Below are 21,945 nucleotides of genomic sequence, written 5' to 3' on the forward strand. Positions count from 1 at the left end.
GCAGACCCTGATCGGTCCGTCGCTCGTGTCACCGTCCCCCGGAGATCACATCTGGATCCCGGCTGCCCAGTGGACGGACGTCAGCCCCGCGCGCGGCTCTTCATCGACGTACCACAATGGCACTGTCTGTTCGAAAATCTCAAGACGCGTCAGGCGTGTCTCCGCAGCATGAGATCGACAGACGTCATACGTTACGGGTTGACGAACGGCATGTTATCGCTCACAGTCGATGCGGGGCGATCAGCGTCCGTGGCTCACCGGGAGGCCCTTCGCTGGTCCGACCTCAGTGGTCAGGACGTCCCTGGGCAGGTGAACGTCCCATCAGGATCTGTCCGCAGCCGCCGGCGACGCGCGGCGGACGTCGCGCGCCCCGGACCGCCCAGGCGCCGCCGTCGACCGCCCGCACCGGACCGCCGTACTGCCGCCGGGTCCCCGACTCACGACAAGAGGAACCGCCGATGAGATCAAGGATCGCACTGCTGGCCGCCGCGCTGGCGACGGCCCTGGCGACGATGACAGCCGTGGTCACTGTCGCCACCCCGGCGTCGGCCGCGACGCTCACCCAGGTGACCAACTTCGGCACCAACCCGACGAACCTCCAGATGCACCTGTACGTGCCGGATCGGGTCGCGGCCCAGCCGGCCCTGCTCCTCGCCCTGCACTACTGCACCGGCAGTGGTCCGGCGGTGCACAGCGGCTTCGGGCTCAGCACCCTCGCCGACCGCTACGGCTTCATCGTGATCTACCCGTCGGTGACCCGCAGCAGCAAGTGTTGGGACGTCTCGTCACCGCAGGCCCTGCGGCGCGACGGCGGCAGCGATCCGGTCGGCCTCAAGTCCATGGTCGACTACGTCCGGAACCGCTACCCGGTCGACGCCAACCGGATCGGCGTTGGCGGGTTCTCCTCCGGCGCCATGATGACCAACGTCATGGTCGGCCTCTACCCGGACCTGTTCCACGCCGGGTTCAGCTCCTCCGGGGTTCCGTTCGGGTGCTTCGCCACCACGAACGGCGCGGAGTGGAACAGCGAGTGCTCCGGCGGACGGATCGTCAGGACCGCGCAGCAGTGGGGTGACCTGGTTCGCAACGCCTACCCCGGCTACTCCGGCAAGCGTCCCCGGTTCCAGATCTGGCACGGCACCACTGACACCACGCTGAGCTACGTCAACTTCGGCGAGCAGATCAAGCAGTGGACCAACGTGCAGGGCGTGTCGCAGACCCCCAGCTTCACCGACTCCCCGCAGACCAGCGCCACCCGTACCCGCTACGGAGGCACCGGCGGCACGGCGCCCGTCGAAGCGATCAGCTTCCAGGGGTACGGCCACTCCATCCCGTTCGACGCCGCGCAGGCCATCCGGTTCCTCGGCTTCGACAGCACGAGCCCCACCACCCCACCACCCGGCGGCACGTCGGCGCCGCTGCGCAACGCCGGCGCCAACCGCTGCCTGGACGTCCCGTCGCGGTCGCAGACCAACGGCACGCAGCTGGCGCTGTGGGACTGCAACGGTGGCACCAATCAGCAGTGGACGTCGACCGCCGCGAAGCAACTCCAGGTGTACGGCACCAAGTGCCTGGACGCCGAGGGCGCCGGGACATCGCCGGGTACCCGTGTGATCATCTGGGACTGCAATGGCGGCACCAACCAGCAGTGGAACGTCAACACCGATGGCACTGTGACCGGGGTGCAGTCCGGCCTCTGCCTGACGCCCAACGCCGCCGGAACCGCCAACGGCACCCCCGCGGTCCTGTCGAGCTGCAACGGCACGAACAGCCAGCGGTGGACCCGAAGCTGACGCGGTGACCGACGACGGCGTACCCCGTCGGTTGCTCGTGCGGGTGTGCGTCCCGCTGCTCGGGCCCGGACTCCAAACAGCGGGACGCGACCCGGCGGCCAGGGCTGGGGCCGACGGTCGCCATCAGGGCGGCCCAGGTGCGGGCTCCAGCCCATCGGCGCCCGCTGGGCAGGTGAGCGGACCGGCTGTCGTCGCACGACTGTCCGGCTGCTGCGGTGCCCTGGAATCCCGGTGGCCGTTCAAGCCTCGGCCGCGTGGCGCGCGGGTCGCCCGGGGTGGTCTCGGGCCGTCTCGCGCCGGCCAACGTGCCACCCGCCCCACGCCACGATCGTCGTTCAACCGCCTCGGGCCAATGGCGACAGCTCCGCCACAGCGGCTCGAAGTCGGTCGAGGATCGACGACTGTCCGTCACGTTAACGCTAACAGTGAGCGATTGTCCATAGACAACTGCCTTTGTTTGCTGGTCGGGATGGTCAGCGGGTACGCCGACGACAGTCGTGAGCGCGGCCGGAATAGCCTTGCGGCATGCGGGGACGATTCGGCGCGGCCAGACGGTGGTACGGGGAGCACCGGCGGTTCGTCCGCAGTACGGTCCTCACAGTGGCGGTGGGAGTCGTGGTGCTGACCGGCGGCACTGTGGCCAGCGTGACGTGGATCCGCGACATTGCCGAGGGCCACCTCTACGGCGAGGCCGAGGTGCCGGACGCCCCCGTCGCCCTGGTCCTGGGCACCAAGGTGGACGCCGACGGCACGCCCTCACCCGTGCTCACCGCCCGGTTGGAGATCGCGCGGCGGCTGTTCGACGCCGGCAAGGTGCGGGCGATCCTGGTGTCGGGCGACAACATGAACGCCGACTACAACGAGCCCGCCGCCATGCGGAACTGGCTGGTGCAGCGGGGTGTACCAGCGCACAAGGTGGTGCCGGACTACGCCGGCTTCGACACGTACGACTCGTGTGCGCGCGCTGAGCGGATCTTCGGCGTACGGCAGGCCACAGTGGTGACCCAGACCTTCCACCTTCCGCGTGCCGTGGCGCTGTGCCGGCGCCTCGGCATCGACGCCAACGGCGTGGGCGACGACAGCGCGAAGCGGTACGCCCAGACGTGGTGGTTCAGTTCGTCCCGGGAGAACGGCGCGTGCCTGAAGGCCGCGCTGGAACTGCTCTCCGGTCGGGACCCGGCACACCTCGGCCGGCGGGAGACCGGCATCGACGACGCTCTGCGGGACGCCTGACGTCAGCACCGAACGCGTTCGCGCCGCTCAGCGGGGCGGACCGGCGCTGTCGCGGACGATGAGTTCCGTGGCGAGTTCGACCCGAGGACTCTCGGTCCTCTCGCCACCGGCGAGGCGCAGCACGGTCCGCGCGGCCAGCATGCCCATTTCGGCCAGGGGTTGCCGGACGGTGGTCAGCGGTGGCGAGCACCATCGCACCTCCGGCAGATCGTCGAAGCCGACCACGCTGACGTCGTCGGGCACCCGCAGACCCCGTTTGCGGACCGCCTCGTACACGCCGAGGGCCATCTGATCGCTGGAGGCGCAGATGGCGGTGGGCGGGTCGGGCAGGGCCAGCAGCTGCGTACCGGCTGTGAAGCCGGCCTCGTGGTAGAAGTTGCCGGGGCGGATCAGGGCGTCGTCGACGGGGATGCCGGCGGCGCCGAGGGCGGCCCGGTAGCCGTCCATCCGGGCCCGGCTGCACATCAGGTGCGGCGGGCCGGCGATGAAGCCGATGCGGCGGTGCCCGAGGCTGATCAGGTACTGGTTGGCGCTGAGGCTGCCCGCCCAGTTGGTGGCGCCGATGGTGGGTGACTCCTGCGGGTCGACCCCGGCCGGGTCGATGATGACGACCGGCAGGTGGAGCCGGCGCAACTCGGCCTGCAACGGTGGGTTCACCATCGAGGTCACGAAGATGATTCCCTCAGTGGAGCGCGTACGCATGTTGTCGAGCCACTGCTTGGCCGAGGAGATGCGCCAGTGGATGGCCGACACGACGGTGCCGACGCCGTTGGTCTGGCCGACGTCCTCCACCCCACGGATGATCTCCACGGCCCACGGGCTGTCCAGGTCGTTGAAGACCAGGTCGATGAGGGCGGCGTCGGTACGCCGGGACGGTGAGCGGCGGCGGTAACCGTGCCGGTTGAGAAGCTCCTCGACGCGCTCCCGGGTGTCGGGGGCGACGTCAGAACGGCCGTTGATGACCCGGGAGACGGTGGGCACGGAGACTCCGGCCAACCGCGCGATCATGGCAATGGTGACGTTTCGGCCGTTCTCAGTGCCCACGGTCCCCCCTGCGTCCTGCTGGAAACTTCAGGTCTGCTCGCGGTGGCGCGTCGTCATCCGGCTGAACGGGCGGGGCGGGGAGCTATGGATCTCCGAAACTTTCATTGCTTCGCCGGTAATGTCGATCGATGGCCGGCACGCTACGAGCTGTTGTCCCAGCGGTCAAGACCTCTGTCCTATTGCGAAAAGACCGGCTAGCGTAAGCAGAGCTTCCAGCGATCCGGAGTGCGATTTTCCGGAAGTTTCAGACAGCCGTCCAGAGGAGTGCTCGTGTCGACCGACATCGCTAACGTGGCGACCGCTACCCGGTCGATCCGCAACCCCGTCCTCGCCGGGTTCCACCCGGACCCGTCGATCCTGCGCGTCGGCGACGACTACTACCTGGCCACCTCGACCTTCGAGTGGTATCCGGGTGTGCTCGTGCACCACTCGCGCGATCTGGTCAACTGGCGCAGCCTGGGTGGCATCATCACCGACCGACGCCTGCTCGATCTGCGCGGATGCGGCGACTCGAACGGGGTGTGGGCGCCGGACCTGACGTACCACGACGGTCAGTTCCACCTCGTCTACAGCGACGTGGCCAGCTTCGCCAGCGGCTACTGGGATCCGCAGAACTTCCTGGTCACCGCCGAGGACATCACCGGCCCCTGGTCCGATCCGGTGAAACTGCACGGGCGCGGGTTCGACGCGTCGCTGTTCCACGACGACGACGGCACCACCTGGCTGCTGGGCATGAGCGCGGACTGGCGGCCCGGCCGCGACCGCTTCGGCGGCATCGAGATCCAGCAGTACGACAGGGCCGCGCGCCGTCTGGTCGGCAGCCCTCGCATCCTGTTCACCGGCTCCCCGGCCGGGGTCACCGAAGGTCCGCACCTGTACCGCCACGACGGCTGGTACTGGCTGATCACCGCCGAGGGCGGCACCAGCTGGGAGCACCAGGTCACCGTGGCGCGGTCCCGGGAGCTGTTCGGGCCGTACGAGGTGGACCCGGACGGGCCACTGCTCACCTCCTTCGGGCGGCCCGACCTGCGGTTGCAGAAGGCGGGTCACGGCAGCCTGGTGCACACGCAGAACGGCGAGTGGTACCTGGCCCACCTGGTTGGCCGCCCGTACTCCCCGCTGGGCAACTGCGTGCTGGGTCGGGAGACAGCCATCCAGCGGGTCGAGTGGCCGTCGGGCGGCTGGCCACGGATCGCCGGAGGGGTGCCCGCTGACGACGTCGTCGCGCCCGACCTGCCCGCGCACCAGTGGCCGGCGGAGCCCGAGACGGACCACTTCGACGCCCCCGAGCTGGGCCCGTGCTGGTCGACGCTGCGTCGACCGGCCACCCCGGACTGGATCGACATGCACACCCGCCCGTCGTACCTGCGGGTCCACGGTGGACAGTCGCCGGTCGGTCGACAGGCACCCAGCCTGGTCGGGCGACGCGTCGGCGCACGGAAGTGCTCGCTGGAGACCGTTGTGGAGTTCGAACCGGCCGACCACCGTCAGCTCGCCGGGATCACCGCCTACTACAACACGCTCAACTGGTACCACCTCTACCTGACCCGGGCCGACGACGGCCGGACGGTACTGGAACTGCTCAGCTCCGACAACGGGCGGCGCACCGCGTACCCCGAGCTGACAGTCGATGTCGACGGCGCCACCCGGGTCGGTCTGCGGGCCGTCTTCGACGGGCCGGCGGTGCGCTTCGACTACGACCTCGGTGCCGGTTGGCAGCGGCTACCTGTCGAGCTGGACGCGACCATCCTGTCCGACGAGCACGCCGCGTTGATCATCGACGGTGAGCCGGCGGCGTGGGGCTTCACCGGGGCGTTTCTCGGCCTGTGGGTGCAGGACCTGGGCTGCGACGGCGTGCACGCCGACTTCGACCTCGCCACCTACCGGGAACAGTGACCACGCGGGCGGCACTCGGCGGGTGCCGCCCGCGTGCCCACTCGTCCTACTTCGCCTGGGCGGCGACGGCCCGCAGCTGGCCGAGAGTGGTGCGGAACCCGTGGCCGGACGCGGCCGGGTCCTCGGCGTTCAGACCGCTGACGGCCATTGTCTGCGAGCGGGTCGTGGCGACGGCCCCCGCGCCGGACCCGCTCAGGTCGAACACGCCGAAGTCGCCACTGAGCGTCCGGAACGTCGGGGCAGCCGGGTCCGCCGGGTCCTGGGCGAGGTAGAGAACCACGACCTGGCCGGCCTCGAGCTTCGACATGTGCGCCATGTCCGGCACCCCGGAGGGCAGCGGGGCGAGCGTGATCCGCGCCCCGGCCCGCACCGTCGATCCGGTCGTCGCGCGCAACACCTCGTCGACCCGGAATCCGGCCGCCTCGACCTCACCGCGTACCACCAGGTCCGCGGTGTCGCTGAGCTGCCGCACTGTGGCGTACCCGCGTAGCTTGCCCTTGATCGGCGGGAGCGCGACGTCGGTCGGCGTGGCGGCGCTGCTCGGGGCGGCGCTGCTCGGGGCGGGCGCGGCGGCCGGGGCTGCGCCACCGCCGCTGCCACAGGCGGCCAAGGCCGCGGCGGACAGCACGGCGGCGGCCGCGGCCCACAGCGGCCGGGTACGGCGAAGGTCGACTGCCATGGAACGCTCCTCGCGTCTCGGTGCCGTCCCGGGCCGTCTCGCTCGGAACGCGGCACTGCTTACGCCTTCTATCTGTGCGTCCCGGGCCACGAGTTCCATTTTTTCCCGGCTCAGCTTTCCAGGGGGTCACTGCCGCTCGCTCGCGAGCTGACGAAGCTCGGCCACCGTGGTGACGAACGCACGACCCGTGGCGGTGGCGTCCTCGGTACGCAGGCCGGTCACCGACATCGCCGCTGACCGGCTGGTGGCCGTCTCCCCGGCGAGGTCGAAGATCCCGAACTCGCCGCCGAGCGGGTGATAGACGCGCGTACCCGGGTCAACGAGGCCCAGGTAGAGGACTGTCGGCCGGCCGGCTGTCCCGGCCAGCTCCGCGGCCACCATCAGCTCGGTGGGCACCGCAGCACCCGGGGCGCGGTAGAGCACCTCCGCCACCCGGTAGACCGCCCGTCCGTCCATCACCGACGCCACCTCGCCACGGACCACCAGGTCGGCCGCGTCGGTGAGTTGGCGCACGGTGCCGTACCCACGGTTCTTGGCGGCCGGGCCCGGCGGTGCCGGCCGAGCGGCCGGACGGGTCGCCTCGGGCGACGGGAGCGCGGCCGGGGGCGCGTCGCCGGACCAGGTCGCGAGCCCGCCGCCGATCCCCGCCACGACCAGGACCAGCGCGGCCGCCACGAGCGCGGGCCGCAACGACACGAAGGCCCTTCTTCGGGTACGCGGCTCCTGCGTGATCGCCGCCAGCAGGCGGCTGCGGTGCAGGTCGTGCCGGCCCGGTGGCAGGTCGTGGTCACCGGGGTGGGGGGCGATCCTCGCCCACTCGGCCGGGTCCGGCGCGCTCACTGGCTGCCCTCCCCCACGAGCGAGGCGTCCACGACCGGCGGCCGTGCGGCGTGCGGCGGGGCGTCGACGAGGGTACGGAGTCGGGCGCGGGCCCGCGACAGCCGGGAGCGCACAGTGCCGACCGGAACTCCCAGCGCCTCCGCCGCGGACTCGTAGTCGAGGCCCTCCCACAGGCACAGGGTCAGCACCTCGCGTTCGGGTCGGCGCAGCCGGGCCAGCGCGTCGATGGCGGCGGCGATGCGTCGGCTGTCGTCGAGTCGGCCGGCGACCTCGTCGGCGTGGTCGGGCAGTGTGAAGTCGGAGGCGAGCAGCGCGGCGGCGACCCTGCGGTAGCGACGGTTGCTGCGGGCGTGGTTGCGGGCCTCGTTTGTGGCGATGCCGAGCAGCCAGGGCCGCAGCGAACCGCCCTCCTCGGTGACCCGCTCCCGGGAACGCCAGGCCTGCAGGTACGTGGCGGACATGACGTCCTCCGCCGTGGCCCAGTCGGCGGTCAGCCGGAACGCGTGGTTGTACACCGAACGCGCGTACGTGTCGAACAGCTCGGCGAACGCGCCGGGGTCACCGGCTCGCACCCGAGCGCGCAGACTCGACTCCATGACCATCTTCTGTCCGTCGGACGGTGCTGGTTCCGATGGACCGGCCCGTAGATCAGTTACGGCCCGACGATAGCCACCGGCAGGTACCTGCCGCCAACGACGGGATGAACAGACGTCGTCACGCCTAGCTGTCGTCGATTGACGAGGAATCGACGTACTGGTATCTGTTAATACAGTTTCCTGATGCTCGCGGTGCCCGCCGGGGCCGAACCGTCGCGCCGGGCCACCGACCGGCTGGCGGCACGCCGCCCCTTCCCCGAGGAACACCAATGGTTCACAAGAGAACAGCCGCCTACGTCGTGGGCACCCTGCTGATCGGCGTCGCCGCCGTCGGCTACGGCCTGCCGTCGGCGAGCGCCGCGACCGCCGGCCCGATCACCGGCCTCGGCGGTAAGTGCGTCGACGTGGCCGCCGCCAGCTCGGCCAACGGCACAGCCGTCCAGCTCTACGACTGCAACGGCAGCGCGGCCCAGACGTGGACCGTCGGCAACACCGACAACTCGATCCGAGCACTCGGCAAGTGCCTCGACGTGACCGCCGCGTCAACCGCCAACGGCGCCAAGGTCCAGCTGTACGACTGCAACAACACCGGCGCGCAGAAGTGGACCGCCAGCAACGGCGCGCTCGTCAACTCCGGCTCCGGCAAGTGCCTCGACGTCACCGACCGGAGCACCGCGAACGGCGCCCGGTTGCAGATCTGGACCTGCGGCGGCACCACGAACCAGCTGTGGACCCTGCCGGGCGGCGGCAGCACCCCCACGCCCACGCCCACCACCCCGAGCGGCACCAACCTCGACGACCCGACGAAGAAGAACGTCGCCATGCAGCTCGTCTCGGCCGCCGAGAACTCCTCGCTCGACTGGCGCGCGCAGTTCTCCTACATCGAGGACATCGGCGACGGGCGGGGCTACACCGCCGGCATCATCGGCTTCTGCTCCGGCACCGGCGACATGCTCGAACTGGTCGAGGCGTACACCCGCACCAAGCCGGGCAACGTGCTCGCCGGCTACCTGCCGGCGCTGCGCAACGTCAACGGCACCTCGTCGCACGCCGGGCTCGATCCCAACTTCACCCGCGACTGGCGGACCGCGGCCACCGACTCGGTGTTCCAGGCCGCCCAGGAGGCCGAACGCGACCGGGTCTACTTCAACCCATCGGTACGCGACGGCAAGAACGACCAGGTCCGGGCACTCGGTCAGTTCGCCTACTACGACGCGGCCGTCATGCACGGGTACGAGGGCATGCGCCAGATCCGCAACCGCGCCCTGAACCGGGCCAAGCCGCCAGCCCAGGGCGGCGACGAGCGGACCTGGCTCAACGCGTTCCTCGACGAGCGGGTCATCGAGATGAAGAAGGAGGAGGCCCACTCGGACACCTCCCGCGTCGACACCGCCCAGCGGGTGTTCCTCAACAACGGCAACTTCAACCTCAACACGCCACTGGTGTTCGCCGTCTACGGCGAGCAGTTCCGGATCGGGTAGTCGGCGGCACGGTACGTAATTTCCACGTTCATCAGTGGCGGGGTCGTCGGCTGTTCGCCGGCGGCCCCGCCGCACCTCGACGAGGTCCACAAACCGCTGCACACCAACCCCGACAGCCGCACCTGATCTCACCGTGCCGAGACGGGGCCAATTTTGTCGTACACCTGTTCTATTGTCGGGCCATGTTTGGAGGGTTGGCGCAGGCAGACGACGCCGTCGGCGCCTGCACGACCGCAGCCATCTGGGCGCTCCCGGAGCATGAGCTGATCGCGGCGCTCGATGCCGCGCACCACCTGGAGCAACGCCTCGCCGCCGTGAAGCTCACACTGGTCCGTGAGTTGGACGGCCGGGGCACGGCCCGCAGGCAGGGCGCCTCCTCCACCGCGGTCTGGCTGCGCGAACGACTGCGGCTCACCGTCTCCGCCGCCCGCCGGCTGGTCGAGCTCGCCGCCACACTGGACGCCGGCAGCCCCGGCGTCCAGCAAGCTCTCGCTGACGGAGACCTCACCCCGGAGCAGGCCCGGGTCATCGCCGACACCGTCAGGACCGTGCAGACCACCGCCGGCGTCGAGGCCGCCGACAAGGCCGTGGGCGTGCTCACCGACTGGGCCAGACACTTCGACCCCACACAGTTGCGCAAACTCGGCACCCGCATCCTCGACCACGTCGCCCCCGACCTGGCCGACGCCGCCGCTCGCGCCGCCTTGGACGCCGAGGCCGCCCGCGCCACCCGCGACCGCCACCTCACGCTGTCCGAGCAGACCGACGGCCGACTCCGACTCACCGGCACCCTCGACGCCGAAACAGCCGGTCTGCTGCGCGCCGCCATCGACCCCCTGACCGCACCCGTGGGCCCGGACGACCAGCGCTCCCCCGGACAACGCCGCCACGACGCCCTCGCCGACCTCTGCCGGCTCAGCCTGCGCACCGGCGAACTACCCGAGCACGGCGGCGACCCGGCGCAGATCGTCATCACCACCCACTACGACGACCTGACCCGACAACTCGGCGCCGGCACCCTCGACACGGGTCTACGACTCACTCCGGAAACAGTGCGTCGCCTCGCCTGCGACGCGGCCATCCTGCCCACCGTCCTCAACGGCACCGGCCAACCACTCGACGTCGGCCGGCAACGCCGACTCGTCACCGGCCCACTACGGCGCGTCCTCGTGCTGCGCGACCGCGGCTGCGCATTCCCCGGGTGCGACCGACCACCCCGCTGGTGCGACGCCCACCACATCAACCACTGGACCGACGGCGGCGTCACAAGCCTCGACAACGCCGTCCTACTCTGCGGCCACCACCACCGCCACCTCCATCACAGCGACTGGACTGTGCAACTGGGGGCCGACGGCCACCCTCGGTTCATCCCACCCGCCTGGCTCGACCCCGAACAGGTCCCCCGCCGCAACCACTACCACCGACGAACGTAAGCGCCGCCGGCCGAGCGCGATCACCCAGACCGGCGGCTGACCGATCGGTGCCCGAGGAGCCGATCCACCGTGGGCGTGGGATATCGTCCTCGCGCAACACGAGACGAGAGCGGAAGTCACCATGCGCACAGGGCCGGCTGGCTCGACGGTTCTCCGCACGCTGGCTGCGGCGATCCTGCTGTTCGCGACCGGGTGTGCGGGGCCTGCCGACACCGCCGCCCCGGCGGCCGTCGCCCGGTCGTCGTCGCCCGCGACGGTGATGCGTCTCGACAAGCCAGCCAAGCTTCTGGGCACCTGGCCCGAGTCCGTGGACCGGGTGCTGCGCGGGCAGGCCGAGCAGAACATGGGCAACTTCAAGAAGCTGCTCAGCGGCGATCCGACCAGCGCGCTGGGCACCGCCTTCGTCCGGGCCACCGAGGTCTACTCCCGGCAGGACGGCCTGCACATTCCCGGCGACGACCAGCGGGTCATCCTGGTCAGCGCGGTTTCCGGCACGATTGCCGACCCGACCGCGACGGTGGACCGGATCTTCGCCGGACTGCCGAACGTCACCAACGTGGAGGCGGTCCAGCCGGGCCCGCTGGGCGGGATGGCCCGTTGCGGCATCGGTCAGGCCAGGACGGGTCTGCGCGTTGACATCTGTGTGTGGGGTGACCAGCACACCCTCGGCATGGTGACCTTCATCGGTTTCGCGCAGGCGGACGACCCCCATGCGGTGTTCGGCCAGATCCGCGCCGAACTGGAGCACCCGGCGCGGTGACTTGACCTGAAGCTCGGGTGAGGTCCTAACCTCCGACATCGGAGGTAACGCATGAGTATGGAAGTTACCGCGTGGATGTCCATGCACCACGCGATGAACGCGCAGGATGAGCGACCGCTGTCCCGCGCCACCTTGAAGCGGATCGCGCAGTTCGCACGGCCGCACCGCGCGTTGATCATCAGATTCCTGCTGCTGAGTGTGGTGACGGCGGTCCTCACTGTGGCGGCACCCGTTCTCGCCGGGCGGGTGGTCGACGCGATAGTCGACGGCGCCGACAGCGGCGTGGTGATCCGGTTGGCCGTCCTGATCGCCGTGATCGCGCTAGCCGAAGCCGGGCTGGGTCTGGTGACGCGGTTTCTCTCCGCCAGCATCGGTGAGGGGTTGATCGTCCAACTACGGACGGCCGTCTTCGACCACGTGCAACGGATGCCGGTGGCGTTCTTCACGCGGACCCGCACCGGCGCGCTGGTCAGCCGCCTGAACAACGACGTGATCGGCGCGCAGCGGGCCTTCAGCGACACCCTGTCGAGTGTGGTCGGCAACGCCGTCACGCTGATGCTGACGTTGGCCGTGATGCTGACCTTCTCCTGGCAGATCACGCTGCTGGCGCTCGTCCTGCTGCCCATCTTCGTCCTCCCGGCCCGGCGGATGGGTACCAAGCTTGCCCAGTTGCAGCGCGAGGCGGCCGAGCACAACGCGGCAATGAGCACCCGGATGACCGAACGTTTCTCCGCACCCGGTGCCACGCTGGTCAAGCTGTACGGGCGGCCGGCCGAGGAGTCCGCCGAGTTCGCGGCGCGGGCACGTCGGGTCCGGGACATCGGCATCCGCGCGGCGATGCTCCAGTGGGTCTTCATCACCGCGCTCACAGTCGTCGGCTCGCTGGCGTTGGCCCTGGTCTACGGGCTGGGCGGTCTCTACGCCCTACGGGGCAGCCTCGACGCCGGGACCGTCGTCGCCCTTGCGCTGCTCCTGTCGCGGCTCTACGCACCGTTGACCTCACTGGCCAGTGCTCGGGTCGAGGTGATGAGCGCGCTGGTGAGCTTCGAGCGGGTGTTCGAGGTTCTCGACCTCAAGCCGCTGATCCTCGACAGGTCCGACGCCCGGCCCCTGCCGGAGGGCCCGGTCGCTGTCGAGTTCGACGGGGTCCGGTTCGGCTACCCCTCGGCGGACAAGGTGTCGCTAGCGTCGCTGGAGGACGTGGCGAAGCTCGATACGCGCGGCGGTGAGGAAGTGCTGCACGGTGTGTCGTTCCGGGCCGAAGCGGGGCAGATGGTGGCGCTCGTCGGGTCCTCCGGGGCGGGCAAGTCGACGATCGCGCAGCTCGTGCCTCGCCTGTACGACGTCGAGGACGGCGCGGTGAAGCTGGCCGACGTCGACGTGCGTGAACTGTCGGCCGAGTCGATCCGGTCGGCGTTGGGCGTGGTGACGCAGGACGGGCATCTCTTCCACGAGAGCATCCGCGCCAACCTGGCGTTCGCCCAGCCGGACGCGACCGAGGACGAGATGTGGGAGGTGCTCCGGCGGGCCCGCCTCGACGACCTGATCCGCTCATTACCCGATGGCCTGGACACCGTCGTGGGCGAGCGCGGATACCGCCTGTCCGGCGGGGAACGGCAACGGCTCACCATCGCGCGCCTGCTGCTGGCTCGCCCGCGCGTGGTCATCCTCGACGAAGCCACAGCGCATCTCGACTCCACCTCGGAGGCCGCGGTTCAGGACGCCCTCGCCGAGGCCCTCACCGGCCGGACCAGCGTGGTCATCGCGCACCGGCTCTCCACCATCCGGGCGGCCGACCAGATCCTCGTCGTCGAAGCCGGACGCATCGTCGAACGCGGGCGACACAGTGACCTGCTCGCGGCTGGCGGCCGGTATCACGAGTTGTACCGCACCCAGTTCGCCCAGGACCAACCGGCCGCCCAGGGCGGACCAACAGTCCAGGAGCAACGCGTCGCCATCTAGACCAGCGGGCCGGGAGCAACCAGCACTGACCGCGCCAAACACCACTGACCGCACCAGCACCACTGACGCAACCAGCCGGACGGGCAGCACGAAGACGCCGCCCGCCACGGGTCGATCCCCGGGGCGGGCGGCGGGATCCGACGATCAGTCGTCGTCGTCCTTGTCGTCAGCGTCGTCGTCGTCGTCATCGGCGTCGTCGTTGTCATCGGCGTCGACCGGTTCCTGCTCGGCCTTGACCACCGACCCGTTCTCCCGGTCGACGTCCACCTCGTGCTCGGTGTCGCCGGCGACGATTTCGATGCTCCAGACCGGGCGGCCGTTCTCCTGCTCGGACTCGACCTCGACGATCTGACCGCCACCGGCCTTGGCGAGCGCGATCTCACCGGCGCGCTTCTCGTCGACCGCGCTGCCCGCCGGCGCGGTGCCGGTGGTCGGTGTACCGCTCGACGGCGTACCCGATGGGGTGTCGGCCGACGGCGAACCGCTGACCGACGGTGAACCGCTGGCCTGGGGCGCGTCGGTGGGCGTCGGCGCGACGGTCGCCGCGGCGAGCGTCGTGCCGGTCCGTGAGTCGTTCGCGGCGGTGACGCCGAGGGCGACCCCGGCCGCCGCCAGCACCGCCGAGCCGCCGACCGTCGCCAGGAGCAGATTGGTGCGCCTCATCGTGGTGTCCACCTTTCCTCGGTTGTCGACTTCGAGGATCGGCTGAACTGGGATATCACCGCGCTGTCCGGACGCTAAGGGCGGGTTAAGGCGTTCGAGGGCCGGGTCAGCCGCGCCGGTTGAGTTCCGCTTCCAGCCGCTGGACGAGGGTCTTGCGGTCCTTGCTGGCGCGCTCGTTACGCAGCGCGGTATTGAGCTGTCGCGTGTCGAGGCCACGGATCAGCTTGGCCGCCTCCGCGACCGACATCTCCGTCATCCGTCCGGCCGTGGTGGCGTCCCGACGCGCCCGTTTGGCCGGCCCTGTGTTGGCGACGTACTGCCTGCCGGATCGGGACGCTTCGCGCTTCTTCGTATCGGTCGCGCGCTTCTGGCTCTCCGACATCTCCTCCCAGGCCTTCTTGGGCAGGTAGCGACTCGTCGTGGCGCCCTTGCGCGCACGGGTGTCGCCCTCCTTCGTCTGCCATTTCTCGTTGCCCCAGCGCTGGAGAGACTTCTGCCGCTCGTCCTTTTCGCCCAGGAATCCGCCACCGCGCTTCTTGTACTCCTGAGTGACAAGCTGTGACTTGCGCGCCGACCACTGCCCCGGCCGGCCGCCCTTGTCCGAAGCCTTGATCTCTTCCTTGATCTGCTCTCTGAGCTCGGGTTTCGTATACCGCGCCATGACTGGCAGCTACCCGGCACCGCACTGCCTATGCGTCCCGCGACGACGTCGGAGGCCCGAGCCGGAGCAGCACCTGCGCACCGCCGTACGGGCCGGGCCGCACCTCCAGTCGACCGCCGGCGGTCTGCGCGGCACGTCGGGCGATGTCGAGGCCCAAGCCGGTGGATCCGGCCGCGCTGGCGCCCCGCCGGATCGCCCCGGCGGGCATGCCCGGGCCCTCGTCGGCGACCGTGAGGACCACCTCGCCCACCTCACGGGCGAGCCGGACGGCGAACGGCGTCCCGTCGGGGGTGTGCGCGAAGACGTTGCCGAGCAGAGCGTCCACTGCCGCCGTCAGGTTGTCGGCGGCCACACCGACGGGAAGAGGGCCGGGCGTCAGGTCGAGGGTCACGGTCCGGCCGGTGTCCTCGGCCAGCACCGACCAGAACGCGACCCGGTCCGCGACGATCGCCGCCGCGTCCGAGGAGGCCGGTTGCGCCGGTGCGTGCCGCCACCGGGCCTGCCGGATCAGCCCGGTGACCGCGCGTTCGAGCCCGTCGGCGGCGGCGGTGATCCGGGCGGCGTCGTCCGGGTCACGCAACGACTCCGCCTCCAGCCGCAACGCGGTCAGCGGCGTACGCAGTTGGTGCGACAGGTCGGCGACCTGTTCGCGCTCCTGGACCAGGAGCACCTGGATCCGGGTGGCGAGATGGTTGAGCGCGCCGGCCACCTCGCGCAGCTCGGGTGGGCCGGCCGGCGTGACCCGGGCGTCCAGTTCGGCGTTTGCCAGCCGGTGTGAGACGGCCGAGAGGTCGCTGATCGGCCGGACCAGGGTGCGCGCCAGCCGGTCGGCGACAAGCAGCCCGATCAGCACGAGGATCACGCCGAGCAGCGCCAGCACCAGCCAGGCCCGGGTGACCCCGGCGGTCAGCTCGTGCTGCGGCACCGCGATCCGGATCACCCCGGTGCCGTCCGCCCGACCCTGCACGGCGATGACCACCTCCCGGCCGGCCGCCGACTCGCCGGTGAGGCTCTGCCCGCGCGCGGCGAGGGCCACCGCCGGCGTACGCGGTGTCTGGGCGCCGAGCACCGTCCCGTCGGGCAGGAAGACGCTCACCGGTCGCCCGGACTCCGCGGCGAGTTGCTCGACGGTGAGCCGGATGGTCGCCGCGTCGGCGGTGCCGACCACCGGCACCAGGCTCTGCGCGTCGGCGGTGGCCCGGACGGTGGCCCGGTCCTCGGCGACGGTGCGGACCAGCAGCGCCAACGGCACCAGGAACGCGATGAGGGTGAGGACGCTGACCGCGGCGACCAGCAGCGCGAGACGCGCCCTCACGGCTGCGCCGCCGGGGCTTCGAGACGCACCCCGACACCACGCACCGTGTGCAGGTAGCGAGGCTGTTGGGCGTTCTCCCCCAGCTTGCGACGCAACCAGGACAGGTGCACGTCGACGGTCTTGTCGGCACCGCCGTACGGGATCTGCCACACCTCAGTGAGCAGCTCACGTTTGGTGACCACCTGGCCCGGTCGGCCGGCGAGGTGGTGCAGCAGATCGAACTCGCGGGGCGTCAACTCGACCGCCGCCCCGTCGAGGGTCACCTGCCGAGCCCGGGGGTCGACGCGGAGCCCGCCGACGACGAGCGCCGGGTCCTGCCCGTCGACGCCGGAGGGGCCCCGCCGCAGCACCGCCCGGACGCGGGCGTCGAGCTGCGCCGCGGTGAACGGTTTGACCACGTAGTCGTCGGCGCCCGCGTCGAGCACCCGGACGATCTCGGTCTCGTCGTCACGCGCCGTGGCCACGATGACCGGCACCGAGCTGACCGCGCGCAGCATCCGCAGCAGCTCGCGGCCGTCCAGATCGGGCAGGCCCAGGTCGAGCACGACGAGGTCGGGTCGGTCCTCCAGCGCGTCGCGGAGGCCGGCCATCGCGGTCGAGGCCGCCGCCACCGCGTGGCCGCGTTCGCGCAGGGCCCGGATCAGCGGGGTACGGATCGTCAGGTCGTCCTCGATGAGCAACAGGCGGGCCACAGCTGGCAGGCTAACCGCTGCCGCCGGCAGCGCGGCGCACGTTAACCACGCCTTAGCGTTCGGATGTGCAAACGACAAGGACGGATCGGGGATAGTCAGGGGATGGGCCGTCGCTCGATCCTCGTCGCCACCGGGTGGGTGGCCACCGCCGCCATCGCCACACTGATCGGCCTGGGCGCGATCCGGTTGGTGGGCGAGAGCCTCACCGGCACCCCGGGCGGTGTGCGCAGCGAGGCCGAGATCGAGCGGGCGCTCGCCGCACCGGAGCCGGCGCCCACCGGCACCGCCTCGGCCGCGCCGGGCCCGACGAGCACCGCCTCGGCCGCGCCGGGCCCGACGAGCACCGCCTCGGCCGCGCCGGGCATGACGGGAACTGCGCCGAGTGCCAGCTCCGGGACGCGCCGGGGGTTCGCCACCGACGGCGGTACGGCAGTCGCCGAGTGCGGCGTCGGCGGCGTACGCCTCGTCTCCTGGGCGCCCGCGCAGGGTTACCGGGTCCGCGACGTGGACCGGGGCCCGGACGACGACGTCGAGGTCACGTTCCAGGGGGCGGCCCGCGAGTACGAGTTGAAGGTGCGTTGCATCGGCTCGGAGCCGGTGGCCGTCGCCGACGACTGAGCCGGGCGGCGACGCGTAGCCGCGCTGCTCACGATTGGCGGCCCGTCGGGGCGGACCCGGGCGGGGCGGCGCCGTGATCACGTGATGAGAAGTAGTCGTGTGGGGGCCACCGGAGCTACTGAGCATCACATGATCGAGGCGAGTCCGCCCCCACCGCGCGACCGGAGGTGGGGGCGGACTCAGGTGGTGGTTCAGCTGCTGTACGCCTCCAACTCCCAGAGCGAGTGGCCGTACCCGGTGCCCCGGGCCGTGCCGAAGACACGCAGGTAGCGGCCGTTGGCGCCGAGGGCTGTGTGCTCGTCCACGCCGCCGTCGGCACCGGTCACCGTCTTCACCGTGGTCCAGGTGGTGCCGTCATTCGAGGTCTGGATCTGGTACGCGCTGCTGTACGCCGCCTCCCAGCTCAGCTTGACCCGACCGATCGCTGTCGGGCTGCCGAGGTCGACGCGGATCCACTGCGGGTCGGAGAACGTGCTCGACCAGCGGGTGGTGAGGCTGCCGTCGACAGCCTGGGCGCCGGACACGTCGGCCCCCTCGTTGCTCGACGTCGACGTGGGCTTGTTCAGCAGCAGGTTGCCACCGGGCGGACCGGTTCCACCGCTGCCGCCGTACACCTCGAACTCGAACAGCGAGTAGCCCCAGGCGGTCCCCCGGGTGGTGCCGAGCAGCCGGACGTACCGGCCGGAGCCGCTGAGCCCGGTCAGGTCGTCCACCCCGCCGTCGCCGCCGGTCACCGTACGGACCGTGGTGAAGTTGACGCCGTCCGGTGAGGTCTGGATCTGGTATCCGCTGCCGTACGCGGCCTCCCAGGTCAGCTTGACCCGGTTGATGGCGTACGTGGCGCCCAGGTCGACGTCGATCCACTGTGGGTCACCGAAGGCGCTGCCCCACCGGGTACCGGCCACGCCGTCGAACGCGTTGGCCGCGGTGAACGCGCCCTCGAAGCTGGACGCCCGCGCCGGCTTGCCCCGGGCCAGGTTGGCACCCGGTTCGGGATCCGGGTCCGGGTCCGGGTCAGGGCCGGGACCGCCGGGGCTGGTGGAGAGGGTGAACTCGTCGATGTCGAAGTACGGGCCGGTGCCCTTGAAGACCAGGAACAGGGTTCGGGTGCCGGTCGGGGCGGTGACCCCACCGGTGACAGTGGCGAAGGTGGCGTACCCGCCGGTGGGCACGACGGTGGCCGAACCGACCAGCGGCCCGGTCGGCGAGTCGACCCGCAACTCCAACGTGCCGCCACCGCCGGCCGGGGCGCCGACCCGGGCACTGAACGACTGGACGCCGGTCAGGTTGTAGGGGCGGAATGAGATCCAGTCGTTGTTGTCGACGTAGCCGACCGCCGCGCCGCCGTGCCCGGCCGCCCCGGCGACGATCTGGACGCCTGACGAGTCACCGAAGTGCTCGGCCTGGCGTACCCGAGGTTGCAGCACCGCCTGGGTGTGCGTGGTCAGCGCCGGCTGGCCGCCACCGCCCAGGTCGGTGTACTCGGCGTCGATGATGCCGAAGATGTTCGCCGCCGTGTCGTGCTCACCGTCGGCCGAGGTCTGGATGACCCCGGTGCAGCCCTGCACGCTGCCGAGCTGGTGGCCGTGCGAGTCGTGGCCGAGGACGTAGTTCACAGTGACCCGGGCACAGTTGATCGCACCGTCCTGGGCGTCGGTGACGGTGACCGAGAACGGCACCGCGTCCCCGAAGGTGAAGGTCTGCCCGTTCAACGGGGTGTTCACGGTGACCACCGGGGCGCTGTTGCCGACGGTGACGACAACGCTCGCGGTGGCTGTCTTGCCGGTGGTGTCCCGGACCGTCAGCGTCGGGCTGCGGGTCCCGTTGGTGGTGTACGTGAAGCTCGGGTTCGCGGCTGTCGAGTCGGTGGTGCCGTTGTTGTCGAAGTCCCAGGCGTAGGTGAACGGGTCGCCGTCCGGGTCGAGGGTGCCGGCCGAGGAGAAGGCCACTGTCAGCGGCGCGGTTCCACTGGTCGGGGTGGCGGACACCTTGGCGACGGGTGCCCTGCCCTCGCGGGCGTACTCGATGCGGTAGAGCGCCGAGTTGGCGTCGCCGTTGAACCAGCCGGTGCCGTAGTCGAGCACGTAGAGCGCGCCGTCCGGGCCGAACTCCATGTCCATGACCTGGGTGCCGGTCCACGGGAACGGGTTGATCTTCAGCGGTTGGCCGGAGGCGTCGAGCTTGATGTTCTTGATCCAGCGGCGACCGAACTCACCGGCGAAGTAGGTCCCGTCGTAGTACTCGGGGAACGCCACTGGCGAGGTGTTGTTCGGGTCGTACCGGTAGACCGGCCCGCCCATCGGCGACAGGCCACCGCCGGTGAACTCCGGCGGGGAGCCGGAGCCGCCGTACGGCAACCAGGCCGAGATGGCCGGCGGCAGCTGGGTGATGCCGGTGTTGTTCGGCGAGTTGTTCACCGGCCCGCCGGCGCAGTTGAACTTCGCCCCGGACGGCCCGGACGGGAAGGTGTAGTCGTTGTAGGCGTCGTTGCGGGCCGTGCAGTACGGCCAGCCGTAGAAGCCGGGCCTGTCGATCCGGGCGAACTCGACGTTGCCCGCCGGCCCCCGGTTCGGGTCGGCGGTGCCCGCGTCCGGGCCGTAGTCACCGAGGTAGACGATGCCGGTGGCCTTGTCCACGCTCATTCGGAACGGGTTGCGGAAGCCCATGGCGTAGACCTCCGGGCGGGTCCGCGCGGTGCCCGGGGCGAACATGTTGCCGGCCGGGATGGTGTAACCGCCGGCCGCGCTCGGCTTGATCCTGAGCACCTTGCCGCGCAGGTCGTTGCTGTTCGCCGAGGTGCGCTGCGCGTCGAAGGCCGGGTTGCGCCCGGCCCGCTCGTCGATCGGGGTGAAGCCGGCCGAGTCGAACGGGTTGGTGTCGTCACCGGTGGACAGGTAGAGGTTGCCGGCCGCGTCGAAGTCCATGTCACCGCCGACGTGGCAGCACATGCCGCGGCTGGTCGGCACGTTGAGGATCAGCGTCTCGCTGGCCAGGTTGATGGTGTTGTCCGCGTTGACGGTGAAGCGGGCCAGCCGGTTGACGCCGTCCCAGACGGCGAAGTCGGCCGGGGTGCCGGTGGCCGGCGCACCACCGCCGGGGGTGCTCAGTGGTGGGGCGAAGTACGCGTACACCCAGCGGTTGGTGGCGAAGTTCGGGTCGGCCTTGATGCCCTGCAAACCCTCCTCGTCTCCGGTGTAGACCGGCAGGGTGGCCGCGATCATGGTGTTGCCGGCGGCGTCGGTGTGCCGGATCACGCCGTTGCGGGAGGTGTGCAGCACGCCCCGGTCCGGCAGGACGGTGAGGCTCATCGGCTCACCGGTCTCGGCCGCGCCCTTTGCCAACTCCACCTGCTGGAAGCTGCTGGAGACGGTGGGGCCGCAGTCGGCGTTGACAGCGCCGGCGGCCGTCCGGATGCCGCCGAGCAGGTGCTGGCGGAAGTTCGCCTCGGTGTACGACGCGTCGGTGTGCCCCAGGCCGGTGTACCAGGCTCGACCGCCGGAGTAGTTCTGGCACCAGGAGATCGGGTGGTCGGCACCCATGCTCCCCCCGGTGTAGGTGCTCTCGTCCAACGTGGCCAGCACGTGCGCGTTGCCGCGGGGGTTGGTGCGGTAGTTGTACAACTCGTCGAAGCGGTTCCACCGCTGCGGCAACGTCGCTGTGGACGGGTGCACCTGGTCGGCGACCTTCACCGTGACGTTCTGCTCGGCCGGGTGCGAGGCGAAGTACGCCCCGACCAGTCCCCCGTACCACTGCCAGTCGTACTCGGTGTCGGAGGCGGAGTGCACGCCGACGTACCCGCCGCCGCCGGTGATGTAGCGCTCGAACGCGGCCTGCTGGGCGGCGTTGAGCACGTCGCCGGTGGTGGAGAGCCAGATCACCGCGGCGAACCGGTCCAGGTTGGCGTCGGTGAACTGGGCGGCGTCCTCGGTGGCCTCGACGGTGAAGCCGTTCGCCGCACCGAGTTGCTGGATCGCGGCGATGCCCGGAGCGATGGATCCGTGCCGGAATCCGGCGGTCTTGCTGAAGACCAGCACGGTGAACGGTGCGGCGCTGGCCGTGGGTGGCGAGGCGACGATGCCGCCGGCCACGAGGATCGCGCTCAGCGCGAGGCCAAGCCACGATCTCAGGGATCTGCGCACAGTGGGGTCCTTTCGCGGTGCGAGGGACGGCGTGCGCCGATCACGCCTGGCGGTGGTGGGACGAGACATGCGAATGCATCGTTGCGCCCGGATCACTGGCGCGTCAAGCACTCTTCCACGATCCGTGAGAGCGTTATCTC

The 21,945-nt window shown here is 70.7% G+C and carries 17 protein-coding genes; 8 read left to right on the forward strand and 9 right to left on the reverse strand.

The genetic code is table 11. The features are described 5' to 3' along the window. Positions 1-458: 458 nt before the first annotated feature. Both MED01_RS06905 and MED01_RS06910 read left to right on the forward strand, forming a co-directional pair. The gene (locus MED01_RS06905; RefSeq protein ID WP_238667666.1) at positions 459-1,793 is read left to right on the forward strand and encodes an extracellular catalytic domain type 1 short-chain-length polyhydroxyalkanoate depolymerase; all 1,335 of its coding nucleotides are present in this window, start codon (positions 459-461) and stop codon (positions 1,791-1,793) included. Positions 1,794-2,318: 525 nt separating this feature from the next. Further along, on the forward strand, positions 2,319-3,026 hold the full coding sequence (locus MED01_RS06910) for a SanA/YdcF family protein (protein WP_238667667.1): 708 nt from the start codon (positions 2,319-2,321) through the stop codon (positions 3,024-3,026). Between the two features lie 27 nt (positions 3,027-3,053). On the opposite strand, the gene MED01_RS06915 is transcribed toward MED01_RS06910, so the two are convergent. Further along, positions 3,054-4,034: a LacI family DNA-binding transcriptional regulator gene (locus MED01_RS06915; protein ID WP_274525415.1), complete on the reverse strand. Its 981-nt coding sequence runs from the start codon at positions 4,032-4,034 to the stop codon at positions 3,054-3,056. Positions 4,035-4,340: 306 nt separating this feature from the next. Here MED01_RS06915 and MED01_RS06920 point away from each other — a divergent pair, with 306 nt between their 5' ends. Beyond that, entirely contained in the window at positions 4,341-5,966 is a 1,626-nt protein-coding gene (locus MED01_RS06920; RefSeq protein ID WP_238667669.1) for a glycoside hydrolase family 43 protein, read from the forward strand. A 46-nt stretch (positions 5,967-6,012) separates the two neighbouring features. Here MED01_RS06920 and MED01_RS06925 read toward each other — a convergent pair whose 3' ends face one another. From MED01_RS06925 to MED01_RS06935, 3 genes are all read right to left on the reverse strand, one after another. Next, positions 6,013-6,645 carry a hypothetical protein gene (locus MED01_RS06925; protein ID WP_238667670.1) on the reverse strand — a complete coding sequence of 211 codons (633 nt, stop codon included), beginning with the start codon at positions 6,643-6,645 and terminating at the stop codon, positions 6,013-6,015. Positions 6,646-6,771: 126 nt separating this feature from the next. Continuing rightward, positions 6,772-7,485: a hypothetical protein gene (locus MED01_RS06930; RefSeq protein ID WP_238667671.1), complete on the reverse strand. Its 714-nt coding sequence runs from the start codon at positions 7,483-7,485 to the stop codon at positions 6,772-6,774. Continuing rightward, a complete protein-coding gene (locus MED01_RS06935) occupies positions 7,482-8,081 on the reverse strand; it encodes an RNA polymerase sigma factor (RefSeq protein WP_238667672.1) in 600 nt (199 codons plus the stop codon). The genes MED01_RS06930 and MED01_RS06935 overlap by 4 nt, the downstream gene beginning before the upstream one ends. Positions 8,082-8,350: 269 nt before the next feature. Here MED01_RS06935 and MED01_RS06940 point away from each other — a divergent pair, with 269 nt between their 5' ends. The 4 genes from MED01_RS06940 to MED01_RS06955 all read left to right on the forward strand — a co-directional run bounded on the left by MED01_RS06940 (position 8,351) and on the right by MED01_RS06955 (position 13,717). Beyond that, the gene (locus MED01_RS06940; RefSeq protein ID WP_238667673.1) at positions 8,351-9,562 is read left to right on the forward strand and encodes a chitosanase; all 1,212 of its coding nucleotides are present in this window, start codon (positions 8,351-8,353) and stop codon (positions 9,560-9,562) included. Between the two features lie 182 nt (positions 9,563-9,744). Further along, a complete protein-coding gene (locus MED01_RS06945; RefSeq protein ID WP_238667674.1) occupies positions 9,745-10,995 on the forward strand; it encodes an HNH endonuclease signature motif containing protein in 1,251 nt (416 codons plus the stop codon). Positions 10,996-11,116: 121 nt separating this feature from the next. Next, positions 11,117-11,755 (forward strand): hypothetical protein, encoded by a 639-nt coding sequence (locus MED01_RS06950; protein WP_238667675.1) that lies wholly within the window; start codon positions 11,117-11,119, stop codon positions 11,753-11,755. A 51-nt stretch (positions 11,756-11,806) separates the two neighbouring features. Further along, a complete protein-coding gene (locus MED01_RS06955; RefSeq protein WP_372493599.1) occupies positions 11,807-13,717 on the forward strand; it encodes an ABC transporter ATP-binding protein in 1,911 nt (636 codons plus the stop codon). A 144-nt stretch (positions 13,718-13,861) separates the two neighbouring features. On the opposite strand, the gene MED01_RS06960 is transcribed toward MED01_RS06955, so the two are convergent. The 4 genes from MED01_RS06960 to MED01_RS06975 form a co-directional block, all read right to left on the reverse strand. After that, a complete protein-coding gene (locus MED01_RS06960) occupies positions 13,862-14,380 on the reverse strand; it encodes a PepSY domain-containing protein (RefSeq protein WP_238667676.1) in 519 nt (172 codons plus the stop codon). A gap of 106 nt (positions 14,381-14,486) precedes the next feature. Then, entirely contained in the window at positions 14,487-15,041 is a 555-nt protein-coding gene (locus MED01_RS06965; protein ID WP_238667677.1) for a DUF5872 domain-containing protein, read from the reverse strand. A gap of 28 nt (positions 15,042-15,069) precedes the next feature. Further along, positions 15,070-16,356, reverse strand: coding sequence for a HAMP domain-containing sensor histidine kinase (locus MED01_RS06970; RefSeq protein ID WP_238667678.1), 1,287 nt, complete (start codon positions 16,354-16,356; stop codon positions 15,070-15,072). Beyond that, on the reverse strand, positions 16,353-17,048 hold the full coding sequence (locus tag MED01_RS06975) for a response regulator transcription factor (protein ID WP_238667679.1): 696 nt from the start codon (positions 17,046-17,048) through the stop codon (positions 16,353-16,355). The genes MED01_RS06970 and MED01_RS06975 overlap by 4 nt, the downstream gene beginning before the upstream one ends. A 102-nt stretch (positions 17,049-17,150) precedes the next feature. Between MED01_RS06975 and MED01_RS06980 the strand changes: the two genes are divergently transcribed. Then, positions 17,151-17,666, forward strand: coding sequence for a septum formation initiator (locus tag MED01_RS06980; protein WP_238667680.1), 516 nt, complete (start codon positions 17,151-17,153; stop codon positions 17,664-17,666). Positions 17,667-17,857: 191 nt separating this feature from the next. Here MED01_RS06980 and MED01_RS06985 read toward each other — a convergent pair whose 3' ends face one another. Then, complete coding sequence (locus tag MED01_RS06985) at positions 17,858-21,805, reverse strand: ThuA domain-containing protein (RefSeq protein ID WP_238667681.1); 3,948 nt, start codon at positions 21,803-21,805, stop codon at positions 17,858-17,860. Positions 21,806-21,945 lie beyond the last annotated feature (140 nt).

It is taken from the genome of Micromonospora alfalfae (assembly GCF_022230925.1).
GTDB classification, from domain to species: Bacteria; Actinomycetota; Actinomycetes; order Mycobacteriales; family Micromonosporaceae; genus Micromonospora; species Micromonospora alfalfae.